The organism is Ferrovibrio sp. GW821-FHT12E11 (assembly GCF_058806975.1).
Map to the genome: position 1 here is coordinate 1,592,752 of NZ_JBXAQG010000001.1, position 17,060 is coordinate 1,609,811.

Here is a 17,060-nt window from a genome sequence, read left to right on the forward strand (position 1 = left end):
GATCAATCTGTAGAAACCTTTCGGGAACATTACACTGGACTCTGCCCCTTCGGGCGATAGAGTCACGCTGACTTTATCCCGGCGGCGCAGAGCTTTCTCGCGCCGCTTTCCGTCTGTTTCAGGATTACCCGCATGTCGCCGATTGCACCGATTTCCCAGCAGATCTGGGACATGAAATACCGCCTGAAGGGCGCCGACGGCACGCCGGTGGACCAGACCATCGACGACACCTGGCGCCGCATCGCCGGTGCCTTGGCCGTGGCCGAGAAAGACCCGGCCGCGCATCTGCCGGCCTTCACCGAAGCGCTGCAGGATTTCCGCTTCCTGCCGGCCGGGCGGATCGTGGCCGGCGCCGGCACCGCGCGCAAGGTCACGCTGTTCAACTGCTTTGTCATGGGCACCGTGCCCGACGACATGGGCGGCATCTTCGAGCATCTGAAGGAAGCCGCGCTGACCATGCAGCAGGGCGGCGGCATCGGCTATGACTTCTCGACGCTGCGCCCGCGCGGCGCACCGGTGAAGGGCGTGGGCGCCGATGCCTCGGGCCCGCTGACCTTCATGGATGTGTGGGACGCCATGTGCCGCACCATCATGTCGGCCGGCAGCCGCCGCGGCGCCATGATGGCGACCCTGCGCTGCGACCATCCCGACATCGAAGCCTTCATCGAGGCCAAGCGCGAGGCCAACCGCCTGCGCATGTTCAATCTCTCGGTGCTGGTGACCGACGCCTTCATGAATGCCGTGAAGCAGAACCTGCCCTGGGAGCTGAGCTTCAACGGCACCGCCTATCGCACCGTGCAGGCGCGCGAGCTGTGGGACAAGATCATGCGGGCGACCTATGCCTATGCCGAACCCGGCGTGATCTTCATCGACCGCATCAACCGCCGCAACAACCTGCATTACTGCGAGACCATCAGCGCCACCAATCCCTGCGGCGAACAGCCGCTGCCGCCCTACGGGGCTTGCCTGCTCGGCTCGATCAACCTGGCGCGCCTGGTCAAGAACCCGTTCGAGGCTGACGCAGCCCTCGATCTGGACGCGCTGGACAACCTGACGCGCAATGCCGTGCGCATGATGGACAACACCATCGATGTCTCGAATTTCCCGCTGCCGCAGCAGGCCGCCGAGGCGCGCGCCAAGCGCCGTATCGGGCTGGGCGTCACCGGCCTGGCCGATGCGCTGATCATGGTCGGCGTGCGCTACGGCTCGGCCCAGTCGGTGAAGCTGATCGAGGCCTGGATGAAGCGCCTGCAGCGCGCCGCCTATCTGGCCTCCACCGATCTCGCCAAGGAGAAAGGCGCGTTTCCGCTGTTCGACCGCGACCAGTATCTGGCCGGCGAGAGCATTGCCGAGCTGGATGCCGATGTGCGTGACGCCATCGCCCAGCATGGCATCCGCAACGCGCTGCTGACCTCGATCGCCCCGACCGGCACCATTTCGCTGTTCGCCGACAATGTGTCGTCCGGCCTGGAGCCGGTGTTCAGCTTCACCTACACCCGCACCGTGCTGATGCCCGATGGCAGCCGCCGGCAGGAAGAGGTGAGCGACTACGCCTATCGGCTCTATCGCCAGATCAAGGGCGAGAATGTGCCGCTGACCGAGGCCTTTGTGGATGCGCAGGGGCTGGCGCCGGCCGACCATGTGCGCGTGCAGGCCGCGGTGCAGAAATACATCGACAGCTCGATCTCCAAGACCATCAACGTGCCTGAAGACATCGATTTCGAGAGCTTCAAGGACATCTACCTGATGGCCTATGACCAGGGCTGCAAGGGCTGCACCACCTATCGCCCAAACGAGATCACCGGCTCGGTGCTGACCATCAAGAAGGACGAGAAGAAGCCGGCGCCGGACGCCGTGCAGCAGGCCGAGCTGCCGCTGCTGCCGACCGCCAAGCCGATCCAGACCGTGAAGCCGCGCGATCCGCTGGCCGCCGGCGGCGTCATCTACATGACCAAGCCGCTGGACCGCCCGGAAGCCCTGCCCGGCCGCACCTACAAGATCACCTGGCCGGATTCCGAACATGCGATGTACATCACGCTGAACGACATCCTGCAGGATGGCCGCCTGCGGCCGTTCGAGGTCTTCGTCAATTCCAAGAATACCGAGCATTACGCCTGGACCGTGGCGCTCACCCGCATGATCTCGGCGGTGTTCCGTCGTGGCGGCGATGTCAGCTTCGTGGTGGATGAGCTGAAGGCGGTGTTCGATCCGCGCGGCGGCCACTGGATGAACGGCCGCTATGTGCCCTCGCTGCTGGCCGCCATCGGCGAGGTGATCGAGCAGCATCTGATCGCCATCGGCTTCATGGCCGATCCCAATGCCAAGCGCGAGGACAGCGCCGTGCTGGCGCTGGCGGTGAATGCCGAGACGCCGAAGCCTTTGTCGGGCCTGCGGCAATGCCCGAAATGCGGCCAGCCCGGCCTGATCAAGTCCGAGGGTTGCGACACCTGCACCTCCTGCGGCTATAGTAAGTGCGGATAAAGGGCGGGGTCTGAACCTGCCCTAAGGGAAACGTTCCGTACCGAAGAGCCAATGCAGGGCCAGACCGCGTCTGCCATCAAAGCCGTCTTATGGGATTTCGGCGGGGTGATCCTCACCTCGCCGTTTGAGGCCTTCCGCCGCTTCGAGGAGCAGCGCGGCCTGCCGCGCGATTTCCTGCGCCGGGTCAACAGCATCAATCCGCACAGCAATGCCTGGGCCTGCTTCGAGCGCGGCGAGGTCGATGCCGCCCGTTTCGGCGAGATGTTCTTGGCCGAGAGCACGGCGCTGGGCCAGGCCGTGCATGGCCGCGACCTGCTGGCGCTGATTTCGGGCGAGGTGCGACCACGCATGGTGGCGGCGCTGAAACAGGTGAAGACGCGGTTCAAGGTCGCCTGCCTGACCAACAACATGCCGATCGGCTATGGCTCGGCCATGAGCGTGAACTCCGAGAAAGCCAAAGCCGTGGCCGAGGTGATGGCGCTGTTCGACGTGATCGTCGAATCGAGCAAGGTCGGCGTGCGCAAGCCCGAGCCGGCTTTCTATATGCGCGCCTGCGAACTGCTGGAGATCAAGCCGGCCGAGGCCGTGTTCCTCGACGACCTCGGCATCAACCTGAAACCCGCCGCCGCCATGGGCATGCGCACCATCAAGGTGGAAGACCCCGACACGGCGCTGCGAGACTTAAGCGCCATCATCGGCATGGAGTTCGCATGAGTGACGCTGATGACGTTCTGAACAGCGCGTTTGCCACGCTGTCCGACCTGGTGCGGGCCCATGCAGCCGAACGGCCGCAGCATCCGGCCGTGATCGACGCAGACGGCACCCTGACCTATGCGCAGCTGGACAGGCGCGCCGACCGCGTCGCTGCCGCCCTGCAGCGCGATGGCGCGAAACACGCCGTCAGCATCGTCAGTGCCTCGCGCAACGACTATGTGACGGCCTATCTGGGCGGATTGCGCGCCGGCCTGGCGGTGGCGCCGCTGGCGCCGTCGTCGCTGCCGGAACAGATCGTTGCCATGGCGCAGGATGCCGATGCCGCGATCCTGTTTCTTGATGGCGAGAATGAAACAGCCCTGAAAGGCGTGCTGGGGCAGCTGCCGCGTCGCATCCGGCTGGATACCGCCGAATTCGAGCAATGGCTAGCACCTGTGGATGCGAAACCGCAGCCGGTCGAGATCACGCCGGAGATGCCCTTCAACATCATCTATTCCTCCGGCACCACCGGCACGCCCAAGGGTATCGTGCAGCCCCATGGCATGCGCTGGGGCCATATGCAGCGCGCCAATTCTTACGGCTATGACCGCGCCGCCGTCACACTGCTGTCCACGCCGCTCTATTCCAATACGACTTTAGTGAGTCTGTTTCCCACCCTGGCAGGCGGCGGCACCGCCGTGCTGATGGCAAAATTCGACGTGGAGAAATACTTACGCCTCGCACAGCAGCATCGCGTCAGCCACACCATGCTGGTGCCGGTGCAGTACCGGCGCGTGATGGCGCATCCGGATTTCGACTCTTACGACCTCTCGGCCTATCGCGCCAAGTTCTGCACCAGCGCGCCGTTTGCGGCCGAACTGAAGGCCGACATCCTGAAACGCTGGCCCGGCAAGCTGATCGAATTTTACGGCATGACCGAGGGCGGCGGCACCTGCATCCTGGTCGCCGACGAATATCCGGACAAGCTGCATACCGTGGGCAAGCCGGCCGAGGGCCATGACATTCGCCTGCTCGACGAGCAGGGCAATGCGGTCAAGGCCGGTGAGATCGGCGAGGTGGTCGGCCATTCCGGCGCCACCATGACCAACTATCACAAGCAGCCGGGCAAGACGGCCGAGGCCGAGTGGTTCGCACCCGACGGCCGCCGCTTCATCCGCACTGGCGATCTCGGGCGCTTCGACGCCGACGGCTTCCTGCAGCTGATGGACCGCCGCAAGGACATGGTCATCTCCGGCGGCTTCAACATCTATCCGAGCGACCTGGAAGCCGTGCTGAAGCAGCACGAAGCCGTGTTCGACGTGGCGGTGGTGGGCGTGCCATCGGAAGCCTGGGGCGAAACCCCAGTGGCTTTCGTGGTGCTGCAGCCGGGTGTGGATGTGGCGGCGGATGCCCTGCTTGCCTGGGTGAATGCGAAACTCGGCAAGATGCAGCGCATCTCCGCCATCCGCTTCACGGACACCCTGCCGCGCAGCGCGATTGGCAAGGTGCTGAAGCGCGAATTGCGCGATTCATATAAGACGTAAACCTCCCTGTCATGCCCGGCCTTGTGCCGGGCATCCACGTCTTTACTGAGAACCCTCGCACGTGGATGGCCGGGTCAAGCCCGGCCATGACATTGTTTGAGTATCAGCTATGCCCCAGCACCGGATGCGGCTGGTAGGGTTCTTCCAGCGCCTTGATCTCGTCGGCCGTTAAAGTCACCCCCAGCGCACCGAGCGCGTCCTCCAGCTGGTACATCTTACTGGCGCCGATGATCGGCGCCGTCACCACCGGCTTTGACAGGATCCAGGCCAGCGCCATCTGCGCCGGCTTGATGCCGCGCGCTTCTGCAAGCGAAGACACCCTTTCAGCGATGGTGAAGTCGCCCGGCTGGTAATACATGCGCTGGGCGATGTCGTCGGTCTTGGCGCGCTCGGTCTCGCCCCAGCCCTGTTTCACACGGCCACCCGCCAGGAAGCCGCGCGCCAGCGGTGACCAAGGGATCACACCAATGCCGAAGCTGCGACAGAGCGGCAGCATCTCGCGCTCTTCCTCACGATAGACCAGGTTGTAGTGGTTCTGCATGGTAACAAACTTAGCCCAGCCATTCTGCTGCTGCCGATGCAATGCATCGGCGAACTGCCAGGCGAACATCGAGGAGGCGCCGATATAGAGCGCCTTACCGGCCTTCACCACATCGTTCAGCGCATCCAGCGTTTCTTCGACCGGCACCTGCGCGTCGTAGCGGTGGATCTGGTAGAGATCGACATAATCGGTGCCGAGCCGCTGCAGGCTGGCATCGATGGCCTGCATGATATGCTTGCGCGACAGGCCGGCCTGGTTCGGGTGCGGCCCCATCGGGTTGTAGACCTTGGTGGCTAGCACGATCTCGTCGCGTTTGGCATACTTTTTCAGCATGCGGCCGGTGATCTCTTCGCTGACGCCGGTGGAATAGACATCGGCCGTATCGAAGAAATTGATGCCGGCCTCCACCGCGCGGTGGAAGAAAGGCTCGGACTCGGCTTCCGGCAGCACCCAGCTGCGCCATGCCGGATCGCCATAGGTCATGCAGCCGAGGCAAAGCTTAGAGACCTTCACGCCGGTCTGGCCGAGGCGGATCATGTCCATGGCGTTTTCCTCTTCAAATATCCGGGCAGCGCTTTTTCACGGCCTTGAGCAGATGATGCAGCGGCCCGTCGCCGATGCCGAGGGCGTCCAGGTGCTGCACGGTATTGGCCAGGTAGGCGGCATTCGGACCGCGCGCGCCGCAGCAGGTGGCGATCACCTTCACCACCTGGCGCTCGCTCAGATGGCCGGCATACTGCTTGTGCTGCGGATCGGCGACAAAGGCCAGCACATTGGCGCGCTCGCCGTTTTCCATGGCGGCCAGATGGAAGCCCGGGCGATAGACGCCGGTGACCATCTCGCGACGGTAGAGATAGTCGATCACGGCGTCCTGATCGGCGCGCCTCACGCGAAAGGCACGACCGATGCAGGAGCCGCCGGGCATCAGACCGAGCACCAGGCCCGGTGCTTCCGGCGTGCCGCGATAGCGATGCGACCAGACGCAGAAGCCGCGGTGATAGCCCCAGAGCCGCGCCTGCCGCACGGCGGTGTAGGGAAAACCCGGATCCCACATCAGCGAGCCGTAGCCATAGACCCAGAGCGCTTCGCCCTTCGGCGGCTTGATGCGCGGATAAGGCGGCGCTGCCTCGCCCGGCAGCGGCTCTTCATGATCGAAGGGGATCGGCGCGCGCTTCATTTGCGCGCCGGCGTATTGACCAGCGCCACGCCCACCATGGTGACCGCCATGCCGATCAGCGCCAGCAGGCTGAGCTGCTCGCCGAACAGGATATAGGCCACCAGCGCCGTGCAGGGCGGCACCAGGAAGAACAGACTGGAGACCGTGGACGCCGCGCCGCGCTTGATCAGGATGAACAGCAGCGTGATGGCGCCGAGCGACAGCACGATGCAGAGCCAGCCGAGCGCGAAGAGAAATTCGCCGCTCCAGACCACCTGCCGGATTTCAAACAGCAGCGCAAACGGCACCAGCGCCACGGTGGTGGCGCCGAACTGGATCGCCGTGCCCGAGCGCAGGTCGATCTGCGGGCAGAACTTCTTCTGATAGAGCGTGCCGATGGTGATGCCGAACAGCGCGATCACCGACAGCGCGTAGCCCCAGGCGGTGCCGATGCCGAGATCGAGCTTGGTCCAGACCACCAGCACCACCCCGCCCAGGCCGAGCGCGAGGCCGAGCCACTGACGCCGCGTCACCGTCTCGCCCAGCACCGGGGCGGCCGCCGCCGCGACCAGCAGCGGCTGGATGCCGACGATCAGCGCCGAGATGCCGGCTGGCACGCCATGGAAGATCGAGGCGAAAACACCGCCGAGATAAACCGCCTGCAGCAGCAGCCCGGCAAAGGCGACATGACCGGCTTCCGTCCAGCTTTTCGGCCAGGGCGCCGCCGTCAGCGCGGCAAAGAGGCAAAGCAGCACGGTGACGATGGCGAAGCGTAGGACCAGGAAAGTCATCGGCTCGGCATAAGGCAGGCCGAGCTTGGCGCCGATGAACCCGGTCGACCACAGCAGCACGAACACGCCGGGCGTGGCAGCGAGGGCCCAGCGTTGTGCGGGCGAGGAAATTGCGACGGGAGGCGACATGGCGGACAAGGACGGGAAGCCTGCGGTTTTCAGCACTATTCTATGATTGGCCATCTATGGCAAGCGCAGGGGACTGACAAGCCGGGCCTGTAACAGCTGGATGGGGCCTGCTATATCGATGCCATGCGCTACGTCATTCTCGCCGGCCTGATTCTCGGGGCTTTGCTCGGTTATTACGTCCTGTGGTCGCATCTGGCCGACCGCCTGGCGGCCCAGGCCGATGCCTGGGTCGAAGCCCAGCGCAGCCTGGGACGCGACGCCGGCTATGACGGCCGCCGGCTCTGGGGCTTTCCCTATCGCCTGTCGCTGACGCTGACCAAGCCGCGCTGGCACGATCCGCAGAATCCCGCCGGCTGGAAACTGGAAGCCGATGAGATCACCGCGCATCTGCAGCTCTGGGAGCTGCAGCATGTGATCTTCGATCTGGGCGGCAGCCAGCGCATCGGCTGGCGGCTCGACAATGCCGACCGCCAGATGACGATCCGCAGCGACAAGACCCGCGCCAGCCTGGTGCTGGACGGCGCCGGCAACTGGCTGCGCGTCGCCGCCGACCTGACCAAAACGCAGATCAGCGGCGAGGCGATCCGGGGCGACTGGCGCGCCGACAAACTGCTGCTGCATGCCCGCCGCAACGGCGAGGTGCCGCCCAGCACCGATCTCGCTTTGCAGGCCGAAGCCGTCACCCTGCCGCCGGCCATGGACGGTCCGCTCGGCCGCGCCATGGCGCAGGTGAAACTGATCGGCACCGCGCGCGGCGCCGCCTTTGGCAAAACGCCGGAAGAGTTGCTCGGCAGCTGGCGCGACGCCGGCGGCGTGGTGGATATCCAGAGTCTTGTCTTGAACTGGGGCGCGCTGAAACTGGATGGCGAAGGCAGCCTGAGCCTGGACAAGCAGTTCCGGCCGCTGGGCGCCATGAGCGGCCAGATCCGCGGCGCCGAGGCCGCCTTCGATGCGCTGGTGACCGCCGGCAGGATGAGGCCGCAGGATGCCGCCCTGGCCAAGACCGGCGCGGCCATGCTGGCCAAGCGTGACGACAAGGGTGGATCGTATATTCCGGCGCAGTTCAGCGCCCAGGACGGCTGGCTGTCGCTCGGGCCGCTGCGGCTGTTCAGTCTTTCGCCGGTTTTGCCGCAGCCGTAGGACTGCCCGAACGCCCGAAATCGGGCGCGGCGGTTTCCTGGCCGGCATCGATGATGGCGCGGCGGATCGTGCGGGTGCGGGTGAACAGCTCGAACAGCGCATCGCCCTCGCCCCAGCGGATCGAGCGCTGCAGGGCGATCAGGTCCTCAGTGAAGCGGCCGAGCATTTCCAGCACGGCATCCTTGTTGTTGAGGAAGACGTCGCGCCACATGGTGGGATCGGAGGCGGCGATACGCGTGAAGTCGCGGAAACCGCCGGCGGAATACTTGATGACTTCCGACTCGGTCACCGCCTCAAGATCATCGGCGGTGCCAACGATGTTGTAGGCGATCAGGTGCGGCACATGGCTGGTGATCGCCAGCACCAGATCGTGATGACGCGGCTCCATCAGCTCGACCTTGCTGCCGATCGCGGTCCAGAAGGCCTTCATCTTCTCCACCGCACCGGCATCGGTGGCAGCTTCCGGCGTCAGGATGCACCAGCGGTTCTGGAACAGGCTGGCGAAACCAGCTTTCGGGCCGGAATGCTCGGTGCCGGCGACCGGATGGCCGGGCACCAGGTGCACGCCGACGGGCAGATGCGGTGCGATGTCGTTGATGACGGCCTGCTTGCACGACCCGACATCAGAGACGATGGCGCCCGTTTTCAGCGCCGGGCCGACATGGCGGGCGACGGCAGCATTGGCGCCCAGCGGCACGCAGAACAGCACCAGATCGGCGTCTTTCGCGGCTTCGGCCGCATCGCCATGGATGGAGTCGGCCAGCTTCAGCGCCGCCGCTTCGGCGCGATGCTTCTCGCTGGCATCGGCGACCGCGATATGCTGCGCCAGACCCTGCTCGCGCACGGCATGGGCGATCGACGAACCGATCAGGCCGATACCGATGATGGCCAGTCTGTCGAACAGCGGGCGGTTGAACATCTCAGCCCTTCATCACGGCAGTCAGGGCGGCGATGACCATGTCATCCTCCTCCACCGTGCCGATGGACAGACGCAGGCATTCGGGCAGGCCATAGCCACCCATGCCGCGCAGGATCAGGCCGCGCCGGCGTAGGGCCGCATCGGCTGCCTTCACCTGTTCGGCGCCGCCGGGAAAACGCATCAGCAGGAAGTTGGCCACGCTGGGCACAACCTTGAGGCCGATCTTTTCCAGCGCCGCGGTGACGCGGGCCAGTTCGGCATCGTTATGGGCGCGGGTCTTGTCGAGCCAGGCGGTATCGTCCAGCGCCGCGGCGCCGGCAGCCTGGGCCGCAGCATTGACGTTGAACGGCCCGCGCACGCGATGCAGCACCGCCACCACATTGGCCGGCGCATAGGCCCAGCCCAGACGCAGGGCGGCGAGGCCGTAAATCTTGGAAAACGTACGCAGCATCATGGTGTCGTCGCGCGAGGCCACCAGTTCCATGCCGTTGGAATAGTCGTTGCGCGACACGTATTCGGCATAGGCCGCATCCACCACCAGCAGCACGCCGGCCGGCAGGCCGTCCCGCAGGCGACGCAGCTCGGACGCGGAAATATACGTGCCGGTCGGATTGTTCGGATTGGTGAGAAACACCACCTTGGTCTTCGGCGTGACGGCGGCGAGCAGCGCATCCACGTCGGAAGTGAAGTTCTTCTCCGGCGCCACGACAGGCTTGGCGCCGCGCGCCATGGTGGCGATCGGATACATCATGAAGCCGTATTGCGAATACACAACTTCGTCGCCCGGGCCGACATAGGCGGCGCAGATCAGCGAGATCATCTCGTCCGAGCCGTTTGAGCAGACGAGATTGTCGGCCGGCACGCCATAGTGCTTCGCCAGCGCCTGACGCAGCGTCTCGACGCCGCCATCGGGATAGCGGTGCAGTTCACCGGCCATCTGTTTGAAAACCTCCATCGCCTTGGGGCTCGGGCCCATCGGCGACTCGTTGGAGGAGAGCTTGTGCACCTTGGTCACGCCCGGCACGGCGGCCTCGCCGCCCTTGTAGGGCGCGATATCGAGAATTCCGGGTTGCGGCTTCGGTGCAGTCACGGCACTCACTCCTTCAGATCAAATCGTCTCAGGCCGCCTCGTCGGCCAGCGGCACGGCATAGGCGCCGATCACCACAGCATCGGTGATGCCGGCCTCGGCATTGACCAGCACGGCCAGGCGGTCATCGCCATCGGCGATGAACCCGGCGATATCCAGCAGCACCCGGGCACCGTAATCGCCCTGACGATACTGGGCCAGCACGCGCCCCTCCAGCCCCGCCTTGCCCAGCAGCGTGGAAATCCGCGCCAGGCTGGGGGATGCCTCAGTCATCTGCAGCACCACCAGCGTGCAGTCGTCACCCGATTCCTCGGGCCCCACATTGGCGATCACATAGGCGCCCAGGTCGCCGGCCATCTGGCCGGTGGGATTGGGCACGAAGGGCAGCCGGGCGATGATGCGCGGCGTCTCGGTCGAACGGCTGGCCAGCAAAGGCCACCAGCTTTCCTTCTCGCCCTCTTCGGGCAGCGCCATGATGCCGAGCGTGCCGGGCTGCCCCGACATGGCGCGCAGCACCGCACTGGCAGTGGTGCAGAGCTGCAGGGGCGTGGTCGAGCCGTAATAGTCGCGTGCTAGGTCCCAGCGCGCCGCCGACTTGTTGGGCGCATGCACGGCTACCTTCACCGGCGCCTGCAGGTGATAGAGCGCAGTGATCATCTCGCGCCAGATGCGGGTCAGCGCCGCCGCCGGCAGGCCGCCGCGATGACGGTCCATCAGGCGGCGCAGGATCTGCGCCTCGCGGCCGGGCCGCAGCACCGTGCCGGGCGCGCCTTCGCGGGCCTTGGCGCCGGCCACACGGGCCACCGCCTCGGCGCGACGGCGCAGCAGATCCTGGATCTGGTCATCCAGCACATCGATCTCGTGCCGCAGATCGGCGAGGGTGGGTATGTGATCGCTCATGGATATGGGTCTGGGGGCAAAAAGCCGCATAGTCTTAAGAGCCTGCCGGCCCGGCCGCAAGGCCGGGGGCGGCCGGTAAAGTAACCGTGGCCAAAGAAGCCGTTGACAGGGGGGCCGGGGGTCCGTAAGCACGGGGTCCCGCGCCGGACAGGGTCCCGGCCGGGGACCGTACCGGGGTCCGTCCTGACGGATTCCTCGCTCCAAGCCCTGTAGGATATTAACGGCTGCCTATGAGTGCCGCGCTACCCCCCTTGCATAGCCTTGACCCTATCGGGCCCGGCCACCGTGTCACGCTCGGCGAAACCCTGCCGCTCAAGCTGGATTGTGGGCTCGATCTCGGTCCCTTCCAGATCGCCTATACGACCTACGGCCACCTGAATGCCGACCGGTCGAATGCGGTGCTGATCTGCCATGCGCTCACCGGCGACCAGCATGTGGCCAACACCAACCCGATCACCGGCAAGCCCGGCTGGTGGGTCACCATGGTCGGCCCCGGCAAGGTGATCGATACGGATCGCTTTTTCGTGATCTGCACCAATGTGCTGGGCGGCTGCATGGGCTCGTCCGGCCCCAAGGATACCGAGGCCGCCACCGGCAAACCCTACGGCCTGAAATTCCCGGTCATCACCATCCGCGACATGGTGAATGCCCAGGCCATGCTGCTGGACCATCTCGGCATCCAGCAGCTGTTCTGCGCCATCGGCGGCTCGATGGGCGGCATGCAGGTGCTGCAATGGGCCGCCAGCTATCCCGAGCGCGTCTTCGCCGCGATCCCGATTGCCTGCGCCGCCAAGCATTCGGCCCAGAACATCGCCTTCCATGAAGTGGGCCGGCAGGCGATCTATGCCGATCCCGACTGGCAGAAGGGCGATTATTTCGCCCATGACGTGATCCCGCGCGCCGGCCTGGCGGTGGCGCGCATGGCCGCGCATATCACCTATCTGTCGGAAGCCGCATTACACCGCAAGTTCGGCCGCAACCTGCAGAACCGCGAACGCATCACCTATGGCTTCGAGACCGAGTTCCAGGTGGAAAGCTACCTGCTGCACCAGGGCTCGACCTTCGTGGAGCGCTTCGACGCCAACTCCTACCTCTACATCACCCGCGCGATGGACTATTTCGACTTGGCTGCGCAGGCTGGCGGCAACCTGGCCGGCGTGTTCAAGGGCAGCCGGACCAAGTTCTGTGTCGTCTCGTTCACATCGGACTGGCTGTTCCCGACAACCGAGAACAAGGACATCGTGCGTGCCCTGAATGCGGCGGCGGCCAATGTCAGCTTCGTGGAAATCCAGACCGACAAGGGCCATGACGCCTTCCTGCTCGACGAGCCTGAGATGTTCAGCACGCTGAAGGGCTTCATCGACGGCTGCGCCGAGCAGCGCGGCCTGAACCAGACCGGGGGCGCGGCATGAACCAGACCCGCCCGATTGCGACGGCGACCCACAAGGATATCCGCCGCGACCTGCTGCTGATCGCCGAGATGGTAGCGCCGAAGACGCGCCTGCTGGATGTCGGCTGCGGCGACGGCGCCCTGCTGGAATACCTGGCGCGCGAAAAGGACGTGGACGGCCGTGGCATCGAAATCCGCCAGGCCGGCGTGAATGCCTGCGTGGCGCGCGGGCTGTCCGTGATCCAGGGCGATGCCGACAACGACCTGCCGGATTATCCCGATGCGGCTTTCGATTACGTGGTGCTGAGCCTCACCCTGCAGGCCACCCATAATCCGCGTAAAGTGCTGCACGAGATGCTGCGCATCGGCCAGCGCGCCATCGTGTCGTTCCCGAATTTCGCCTATTGGCGCGTACGGATGCAGCTTTTGCTCGGTGGTCGCATGCCGATGACGGCGGCGCTGGACGATCCCTGGTATCAGACCCAGAACATCCATCTCTGCACCATCCAGGATTTCGACGAACTCTGTGCCCGCGACGGCTTCATCGTCGAACAGCGCATCGCCGTCGATGGCCAGGGCAAGCGCTTGCAGAATGCACCCACCAACTGGTTCGGCGCGCAGGCTGTTTACTTATTGCGTCGCCGTGGTGCTTGATCCGGGCGGCGCCTGATCAGTCTTCGGAAGTGTCTGTGCGATGGGCGCCGCCGAGCTGGGCCGGCTGGGTATTCGGCTTGAGCAGGAATTTCTTGCTCTTCACGGCTTTCGCCGGCACGCCGGCATAGACCTGCTTCTCGGCTTCCACCAGCAGCACGCCGGAGAAGCGGTTCCACAGAATCTCGCCGGTCTTCTCCCAGGCATCCACCGCCTTGATGACAAAGGCGCGGTCCGACGGCGGCAGCCACAGCGCCGTCTGCGACTTGGTCGGCGAGAAGAGAGAATCGCGCATCAGGCGGGTGAGCTGCGGCGGCGTATAGGGATGACCCTGGCCGAACGGCGTCGCCTCGATATGGGCCCAGAGGCCACGGCGGTTCGGCACCACCGCCAGCAATCGACCCTGCGGCGTCAGCACGCGCCAGACCTCGCGTAAGAGCGCGCGGATGTTTTCCGAATTCTCCACGGCGTGCATCAGCAGCAGCCGGTCGACCGATGCATCCGGCAGCGGCAGGTCGTCCTCGTCCACCAGCGTCACCCGGCCGGGCAGGCCGCGCGGCCAGCGCACCACGCCCTGGGGGCCGGGCATGGCGGCGATCACGCGCTCGGCCTCGCCCTCAAAAATCCGCAAATACGGCGTGGCGAAGCCGAGGCCCAGCACCGTCATGCCCTGAACATTGGGCCAGAATTCGCGCAGGCGCAGGCGCAGCAGGCGGCGCACCGCGCGCCCCAAGGGGTTGGCGTAAAATTCGCGCAGATCGATCACATCGGGGCGCAGCATCGCGCTATATTATCCCTGTTCCAGTTCCCGTTGATAGAGATGGTCATGCCCCTCGACATCGTCCAGATCCCCGTCCTGAACGACAATTACGTCTACCTGGCCCGCGATCCCGAGACCGGCGCCGTCGGCGTGGTCGACCCGGCCGTGCACGAGCCGGTGCTGGCGGAACTGAAAAAGCGCGGCTGGACGCTGACCCATATCCTCAACACCCATCACCACCCCGACCATGTGGGCGGCAACATGGCTCTGAAAGAGGCCACCGGCTGCATGATCGTCGGTCCGGAAGCGGATGCGGACCGCATCCCCGGCCTGGATATCGCTGTGGCCGACAACGAGGGCATCAACCTGGGCAATGCCATGGCGCGCGTCTTCGACGTGCCCGGCCATACGCGCGGCCATATCGCCTACTGGTTCGCCGATTCCAGCGCGCTGTTCTGCGGCGACACGCTGTTCGCGCTCGGCTGCGGCCGGCTGTTCGAGGGCACGCCGGCGCAGATGTGGTCCTCCTTGAGCAAGCTGCGTCGCCTGCCCGACGAGACGCGGGTCTACTGCGCCCATGAATATACGGAATCGAATGCGCGCTTCGCCGTGACCGTGGAGCCGGGCAACGAGCTGCTGAAGCTGCGTTACGACCGCATCCGCGAGGCCCGCGCCAACGGCCTGCCGACCGTGCCCTCCACGCTGGACGAGGAGAAGGCGACCAATCCCTTCCTGCGCCCGATGAGCGAGAATATCCGCGCCATCCTGGGCATGGCCGATGCCGACGATGTCGCGGTCTTTGCCGAGACCCGCAAACGCAAAGATGCGTTCCGGGGCTAGAGTAATGACGAAACTGGCCAACTATCTTCTCGCGGCCGTCGCATCGCCGATTCCCGTTCTGGCGCTTTTGTGGTGGACATTACCCAAAACAGAGGATTGGGAACTGCTACTAATGTACTTGACGTTTCTGACTTTCCTTTGTGCTGTTTTGATCAGCATTACTGCAGCCATGCTGCGAACATGGCTGCATGGGCGTAGTGTCTACATCGCCCTATCAGGCGGCTGCATCGGATTGCTTCTTGCGATCTTGGTGGCCCATCTAACCAGCCCACACGCGCTAACCAGTGTAGAGATGGTATTAGCCGCAAGCGGCTTTACAGGGTGCGGACTGATCATCGCATATACGCAAATCTGGCTATATCGATTGCGGTGGTGAGTATCCCCATTCGCGGCTAGAACAGGTAATCCGGCGTCAGCTCGGCATACGTGGCGTCGCGCAGTTCGCCCATGATCCGCCACAGGCGCTCGGTGAAATCGCGATGCGCCGCATGGAAACGGCGCGAGACCGGCAGATAGAAGTCCGCCGTCACCACCGGTGGCAGCAGCTTCTCGATCTGGGTGTTGTTCTGCAGCAGCAGCAGCCGGTCCGCCACGCCTTCCAGGGTAACCACGGCATCGACCCGGCCCAGCATCAGCATGCCGAACATCTGCGCATTGCTGGTCAGCGGCACGATGTCGATGCCGCGCGACCGCAGGGTCTGCGCCATCAGTTCCGACGTGGTGGTGGCCACCGAACCCTGCAGCCCGGTGATCATGCTGCCGTCCCAGGCGACGGCATCGCCCCGCTTGCGATACAGCGCATAGGACAGCCGCAGCGCATGGCGCGCACTGTCCGGCTTGTCGCCGCGCATTGGATAAACCAGGTCGACCGCGCGCTCGATGTCGTAGCGATACCCCAGAATGCCATCCTTGTGACCGGCGCGGATTTCCTCGATCAGGCGGCGCAGCGGCATGCGCACCAGTTGCACCTTGCCATCGGTACGCGCCAGTGCCCGCTGCAATAGCTCGATGGTCATGCCGGGGCGTGCGGGAATCGTTGTGCCTTCGCCGACCAGGAAAGGCTGCAGGTCGCGATCGATATACCCCAGACGCAGCTCGACGGCCCGCGCATCGACGCAGAGCAGACCGGTCAGAAGCAGCACAAGGCAGGACAGCCGTTTCATGCGGCGCAGTCTAGACCGCTGCCTGCAAGGCAGGCAGTTACCTTTCGATAAGGTTGCGGCCGGACTAAAACAGGTAATCCGGCGTCAATGCGCTGTAGGTCGGCTCCCGCAGCTCGCCCATCGTCTGCCACAGGCGTTCGGTGAAATCGGGGTGGGCCGCATAGAACTGCCGCGAGACCGGCAGGTAGAAGTCCACCACCAGCAGCGGCGGCGACAATTTCTCGACCCGCATATCGCGGCTCTGCTGCTTCATCTGGCGGTCGCCCAGCACATCGAGGATGGCGACGGCGTCGACGCGATGCAGCGCCAGCATACCGAACATCTGTCCGCTGCTTTCGACATCGGTGATAGCCACACCAAGGCCGCGCAGGGTATCGGCGATCAGCATGGTGCTGCTGACGGCGACCGGGCCGTTGAGGCCGCTGATGCGCTGGCCGTCCCACTGCACCGGGTCGCCCGCACGCCGGTAGAGTGAATGGGCGAGCTCCACGGCGCGCCGGCTGCTGTCCGGTACACCGTCGCGCATGGGGAACATCAGATCGGCGGCCCGGCTGTCGGTGTGGCGCAGCCCCAGGACGCCATCCAGGCGGCCGGCCTTGACCTCTTCGATCAGGCGCCGGCCCGGCAGGCGGGTCAGCGTCAGCACGCCGCCGATGCGCTGGGCGCAGCGCTGCACCAGCTCCACCGCCATGCCGGGGCGGGCGGGAATGCTGTTGCCCTTACCCATCAGATAGGGCCGCACATCCTGGTCGGTGTAAGCCAGCCGCAGCTCGACCGCTGCCACGGGCCGAGCCAGCAGGGTCAGGACGAGAAAGACGGGTATCACCGGCAGCCTCATACCCGCAGCCTAGCGCGGCCGGGCCGGACGGAACAG

Annotated in this window: 17 protein-coding genes; 8 read left to right on the forward strand and 9 right to left on the reverse strand. The window is 65.1% G+C overall.

Annotated features, from left to right (window positions below; genetic code table 11):
- The first annotated feature begins 132 nt into the window (after window positions 1-132).
- From AC1ROT_RS07785 to AC1ROT_RS07795, 3 genes are read left to right on the forward strand one after another with little or no spacing between them, the layout of a single operon-like run.
- A complete protein-coding gene (locus AC1ROT_RS07785; RefSeq protein ID WP_492998230.1) occupies window positions 133-2,481 on the forward strand; it encodes an adenosylcobalamin-dependent ribonucleoside-diphosphate reductase in 2,349 nt (782 codons plus the stop codon).
- Window positions 2,482-2,532: 51 nt separating this feature from the next.
- On the forward strand, window positions 2,533-3,195 hold the full coding sequence (locus AC1ROT_RS07790; protein WP_492998231.1) for an HAD-IA family hydrolase: 663 nt from the start codon (window positions 2,533-2,535) through the stop codon (window positions 3,193-3,195).
- Window positions 3,192-4,718: a class I adenylate-forming enzyme family protein gene (locus AC1ROT_RS07795; RefSeq protein ID WP_492998233.1), complete on the forward strand. Its 1,527-nt coding sequence runs from the start codon at window positions 3,192-3,194 to the stop codon at window positions 4,716-4,718. The genes AC1ROT_RS07790 and AC1ROT_RS07795 overlap by 4 nt, the downstream gene beginning before the upstream one ends.
- Before the next feature lie 103 nt (window positions 4,719-4,821).
- On the opposite strand, the gene AC1ROT_RS07800 is transcribed toward AC1ROT_RS07795, so the two are convergent.
- Genes AC1ROT_RS07800 through AC1ROT_RS07810 form a run of 3 tightly spaced genes read right to left on the reverse strand, consistent with a single transcriptional unit; the run spans window position 4,822 to window position 7,335 of the window.
- Window positions 4,822-5,802 (reverse strand): aldo/keto reductase, encoded by a 981-nt coding sequence (locus AC1ROT_RS07800; protein WP_492972786.1) that lies wholly within the window; start codon window positions 5,800-5,802, stop codon window positions 4,822-4,824.
- A 13-nt stretch (window positions 5,803-5,815) separates the two neighbouring features.
- Window positions 5,816-6,436, reverse strand: a complete 621-nt coding sequence (locus AC1ROT_RS07805) for a gamma-glutamylcyclotransferase (protein WP_492972785.1) — start codon at window positions 6,434-6,436, stop codon at window positions 5,816-5,818.
- Window positions 6,433-7,335, reverse strand: a complete 903-nt coding sequence (locus AC1ROT_RS07810; protein ID WP_492998235.1) for a DMT family transporter — start codon at window positions 7,333-7,335, stop codon at window positions 6,433-6,435. The genes AC1ROT_RS07805 and AC1ROT_RS07810 overlap by 4 nt, the downstream gene beginning before the upstream one ends.
- A gap of 123 nt (window positions 7,336-7,458) precedes the next feature.
- Between AC1ROT_RS07810 and AC1ROT_RS07815 the strand changes: the two genes are divergently transcribed.
- A complete protein-coding gene (locus AC1ROT_RS07815; RefSeq protein WP_492998237.1) occupies window positions 7,459-8,475 on the forward strand; it encodes a DUF2125 domain-containing protein in 1,017 nt (338 codons plus the stop codon).
- Here the strand turns inward: AC1ROT_RS07815 and AC1ROT_RS07820 are convergent.
- The 3 genes from AC1ROT_RS07820 to pheA are packed head-to-tail and all read right to left on the reverse strand — an operon-like array spanning window position 8,444 to window position 11,382.
- Entirely contained in the window at window positions 8,444-9,394 is a 951-nt protein-coding gene (locus AC1ROT_RS07820; RefSeq protein WP_492998238.1) for a prephenate/arogenate dehydrogenase family protein, read from the reverse strand. The genes AC1ROT_RS07815 and AC1ROT_RS07820 overlap by 32 nt on opposite strands.
- Before the next feature lies 1 nt (window position 9,395).
- Complete coding sequence (gene hisC, locus AC1ROT_RS07825; RefSeq protein ID WP_492998240.1) at window positions 9,396-10,484, reverse strand: histidinol-phosphate transaminase; 1,089 nt, start codon at window positions 10,482-10,484, stop codon at window positions 9,396-9,398.
- Between the two features lie 28 nt (window positions 10,485-10,512).
- Window positions 10,513-11,382 (reverse strand): chorismate mutase, encoded by an 870-nt coding sequence (gene pheA / locus AC1ROT_RS07830; RefSeq protein ID WP_492972780.1) that lies wholly within the window; start codon window positions 11,380-11,382, stop codon window positions 10,513-10,515.
- A gap of 230 nt (window positions 11,383-11,612) precedes the next feature.
- On the opposite strand from pheA, the gene metX reads away from it, so the two are divergent.
- Both metX and metW read left to right on the forward strand, forming a co-directional pair.
- A complete protein-coding gene (gene metX, locus AC1ROT_RS07835; RefSeq protein WP_492998241.1) occupies window positions 11,613-12,794 on the forward strand; it encodes a homoserine O-acetyltransferase MetX in 1,182 nt (393 codons plus the stop codon).
- Window positions 12,791-13,426 carry a methionine biosynthesis protein MetW gene (metW, locus tag AC1ROT_RS07840; protein ID WP_492998242.1) on the forward strand — a complete coding sequence of 212 codons (636 nt, stop codon included), beginning with the start codon at window positions 12,791-12,793 and terminating at the stop codon, window positions 13,424-13,426. The genes metX and metW overlap by 4 nt, the downstream gene beginning before the upstream one ends.
- Window positions 13,427-13,442: 16 nt before the next feature.
- On the opposite strand, the gene AC1ROT_RS07845 is transcribed toward metW, so the two are convergent.
- A complete protein-coding gene (locus AC1ROT_RS07845; RefSeq protein WP_492998244.1) occupies window positions 13,443-14,204 on the reverse strand; it encodes a class I SAM-dependent methyltransferase in 762 nt (253 codons plus the stop codon).
- Between the two features lie 45 nt (window positions 14,205-14,249).
- Here AC1ROT_RS07845 and gloB point away from each other — a divergent pair, with 45 nt between their 5' ends.
- Together gloB and AC1ROT_RS07855 are read left to right on the forward strand one after the other, a co-directional pair.
- A complete protein-coding gene (gene gloB / locus AC1ROT_RS07850; protein ID WP_492998245.1) occupies window positions 14,250-15,023 on the forward strand; it encodes a hydroxyacylglutathione hydrolase in 774 nt (257 codons plus the stop codon).
- Window positions 15,024-15,027: 4 nt separating this feature from the next.
- On the forward strand, window positions 15,028-15,399 hold the full coding sequence (locus AC1ROT_RS07855) for a hypothetical protein (RefSeq protein ID WP_492998247.1): 372 nt from the start codon (window positions 15,028-15,030) through the stop codon (window positions 15,397-15,399).
- Window positions 15,400-15,415: 16 nt separating this feature from the next.
- Here AC1ROT_RS07855 and AC1ROT_RS07860 read toward each other — a convergent pair whose 3' ends face one another.
- Together AC1ROT_RS07860 and AC1ROT_RS07865 are read right to left on the reverse strand one after the other, a co-directional pair.
- Window positions 15,416-16,186, reverse strand: a complete 771-nt coding sequence (locus AC1ROT_RS07860; RefSeq protein ID WP_492998248.1) for a substrate-binding periplasmic protein — start codon at window positions 16,184-16,186, stop codon at window positions 15,416-15,418.
- Between the two features lie 64 nt (window positions 16,187-16,250).
- Window positions 16,251-17,024 carry a substrate-binding periplasmic protein gene (locus tag AC1ROT_RS07865; protein ID WP_492998249.1) on the reverse strand — a complete coding sequence of 258 codons (774 nt, stop codon included), beginning with the start codon at window positions 17,022-17,024 and terminating at the stop codon, window positions 16,251-16,253.
- Window positions 17,025-17,060: the final 36 nt, after the last annotated feature.

Coding starts and splice junctions, on each gene's coding strand:
- metX (WP_492998241.1), top strand. CDS start 11,613: ATGAGTGCCGCGCTACCCCCCTTGCATAGCCTTGACCCTATCGGGCCC.
- AC1ROT_RS07855 (WP_492998247.1), top strand. CDS start 15,028: ATGACGAAACTGGCCAACTATCTTCTCGCGGCCGTCGCATCGCCGATT.
- AC1ROT_RS07820 (WP_492998238.1), bottom strand. CDS start 9,394: ATGTTCAACCGCCCGCTGTTCGACAGACTGGCCATCATCGGTATCGGC.
- AC1ROT_RS07785 (WP_492998230.1), top strand. CDS start 133: ATGTCGCCGATTGCACCGATTTCCCAGCAGATCTGGGACATGAAATAC.
- gloB (WP_492998245.1), top strand. CDS start 14,250: ATGCCCCTCGACATCGTCCAGATCCCCGTCCTGAACGACAATTACGTC.
- AC1ROT_RS07790 (WP_492998231.1), top strand. CDS start 2,533: ATGCAGGGCCAGACCGCGTCTGCCATCAAAGCCGTCTTATGGGATTTC.
- metW (WP_492998242.1), top strand. CDS start 12,791: ATGAACCAGACCCGCCCGATTGCGACGGCGACCCACAAGGATATCCGC.
- AC1ROT_RS07810 (WP_492998235.1), bottom strand. CDS start 7,335: ATGTCGCCTCCCGTCGCAATTTCCTCGCCCGCACAACGCTGGGCCCTC.
- AC1ROT_RS07805 (WP_492972785.1), bottom strand. CDS start 6,436: ATGAAGCGCGCGCCGATCCCCTTCGATCATGAAGAGCCGCTGCCGGGC.
- AC1ROT_RS07860 (WP_492998248.1), bottom strand. CDS start 16,186: ATGAAACGGCTGTCCTGCCTTGTGCTGCTTCTGACCGGTCTGCTCTGC.
- AC1ROT_RS07845 (WP_492998244.1), bottom strand. CDS start 14,204: ATGCTGCGCCCCGATGTGATCGATCTGCGCGAATTTTACGCCAACCCC.
- AC1ROT_RS07815 (WP_492998237.1), top strand. CDS start 7,459: ATGCGCTACGTCATTCTCGCCGGCCTGATTCTCGGGGCTTTGCTCGGT.
- AC1ROT_RS07795 (WP_492998233.1), top strand. CDS start 3,192: ATGAGTGACGCTGATGACGTTCTGAACAGCGCGTTTGCCACGCTGTCC.
- AC1ROT_RS07865 (WP_492998249.1), bottom strand. CDS start 17,024: ATGAGGCTGCCGGTGATACCCGTCTTTCTCGTCCTGACCCTGCTGGCT.
- AC1ROT_RS07800 (WP_492972786.1), bottom strand. CDS start 5,802: ATGGACATGATCCGCCTCGGCCAGACCGGCGTGAAGGTCTCTAAGCTT.
- pheA (WP_492972780.1), bottom strand. CDS start 11,382: ATGAGCGATCACATACCCACCCTCGCCGATCTGCGGCACGAGATCGAT.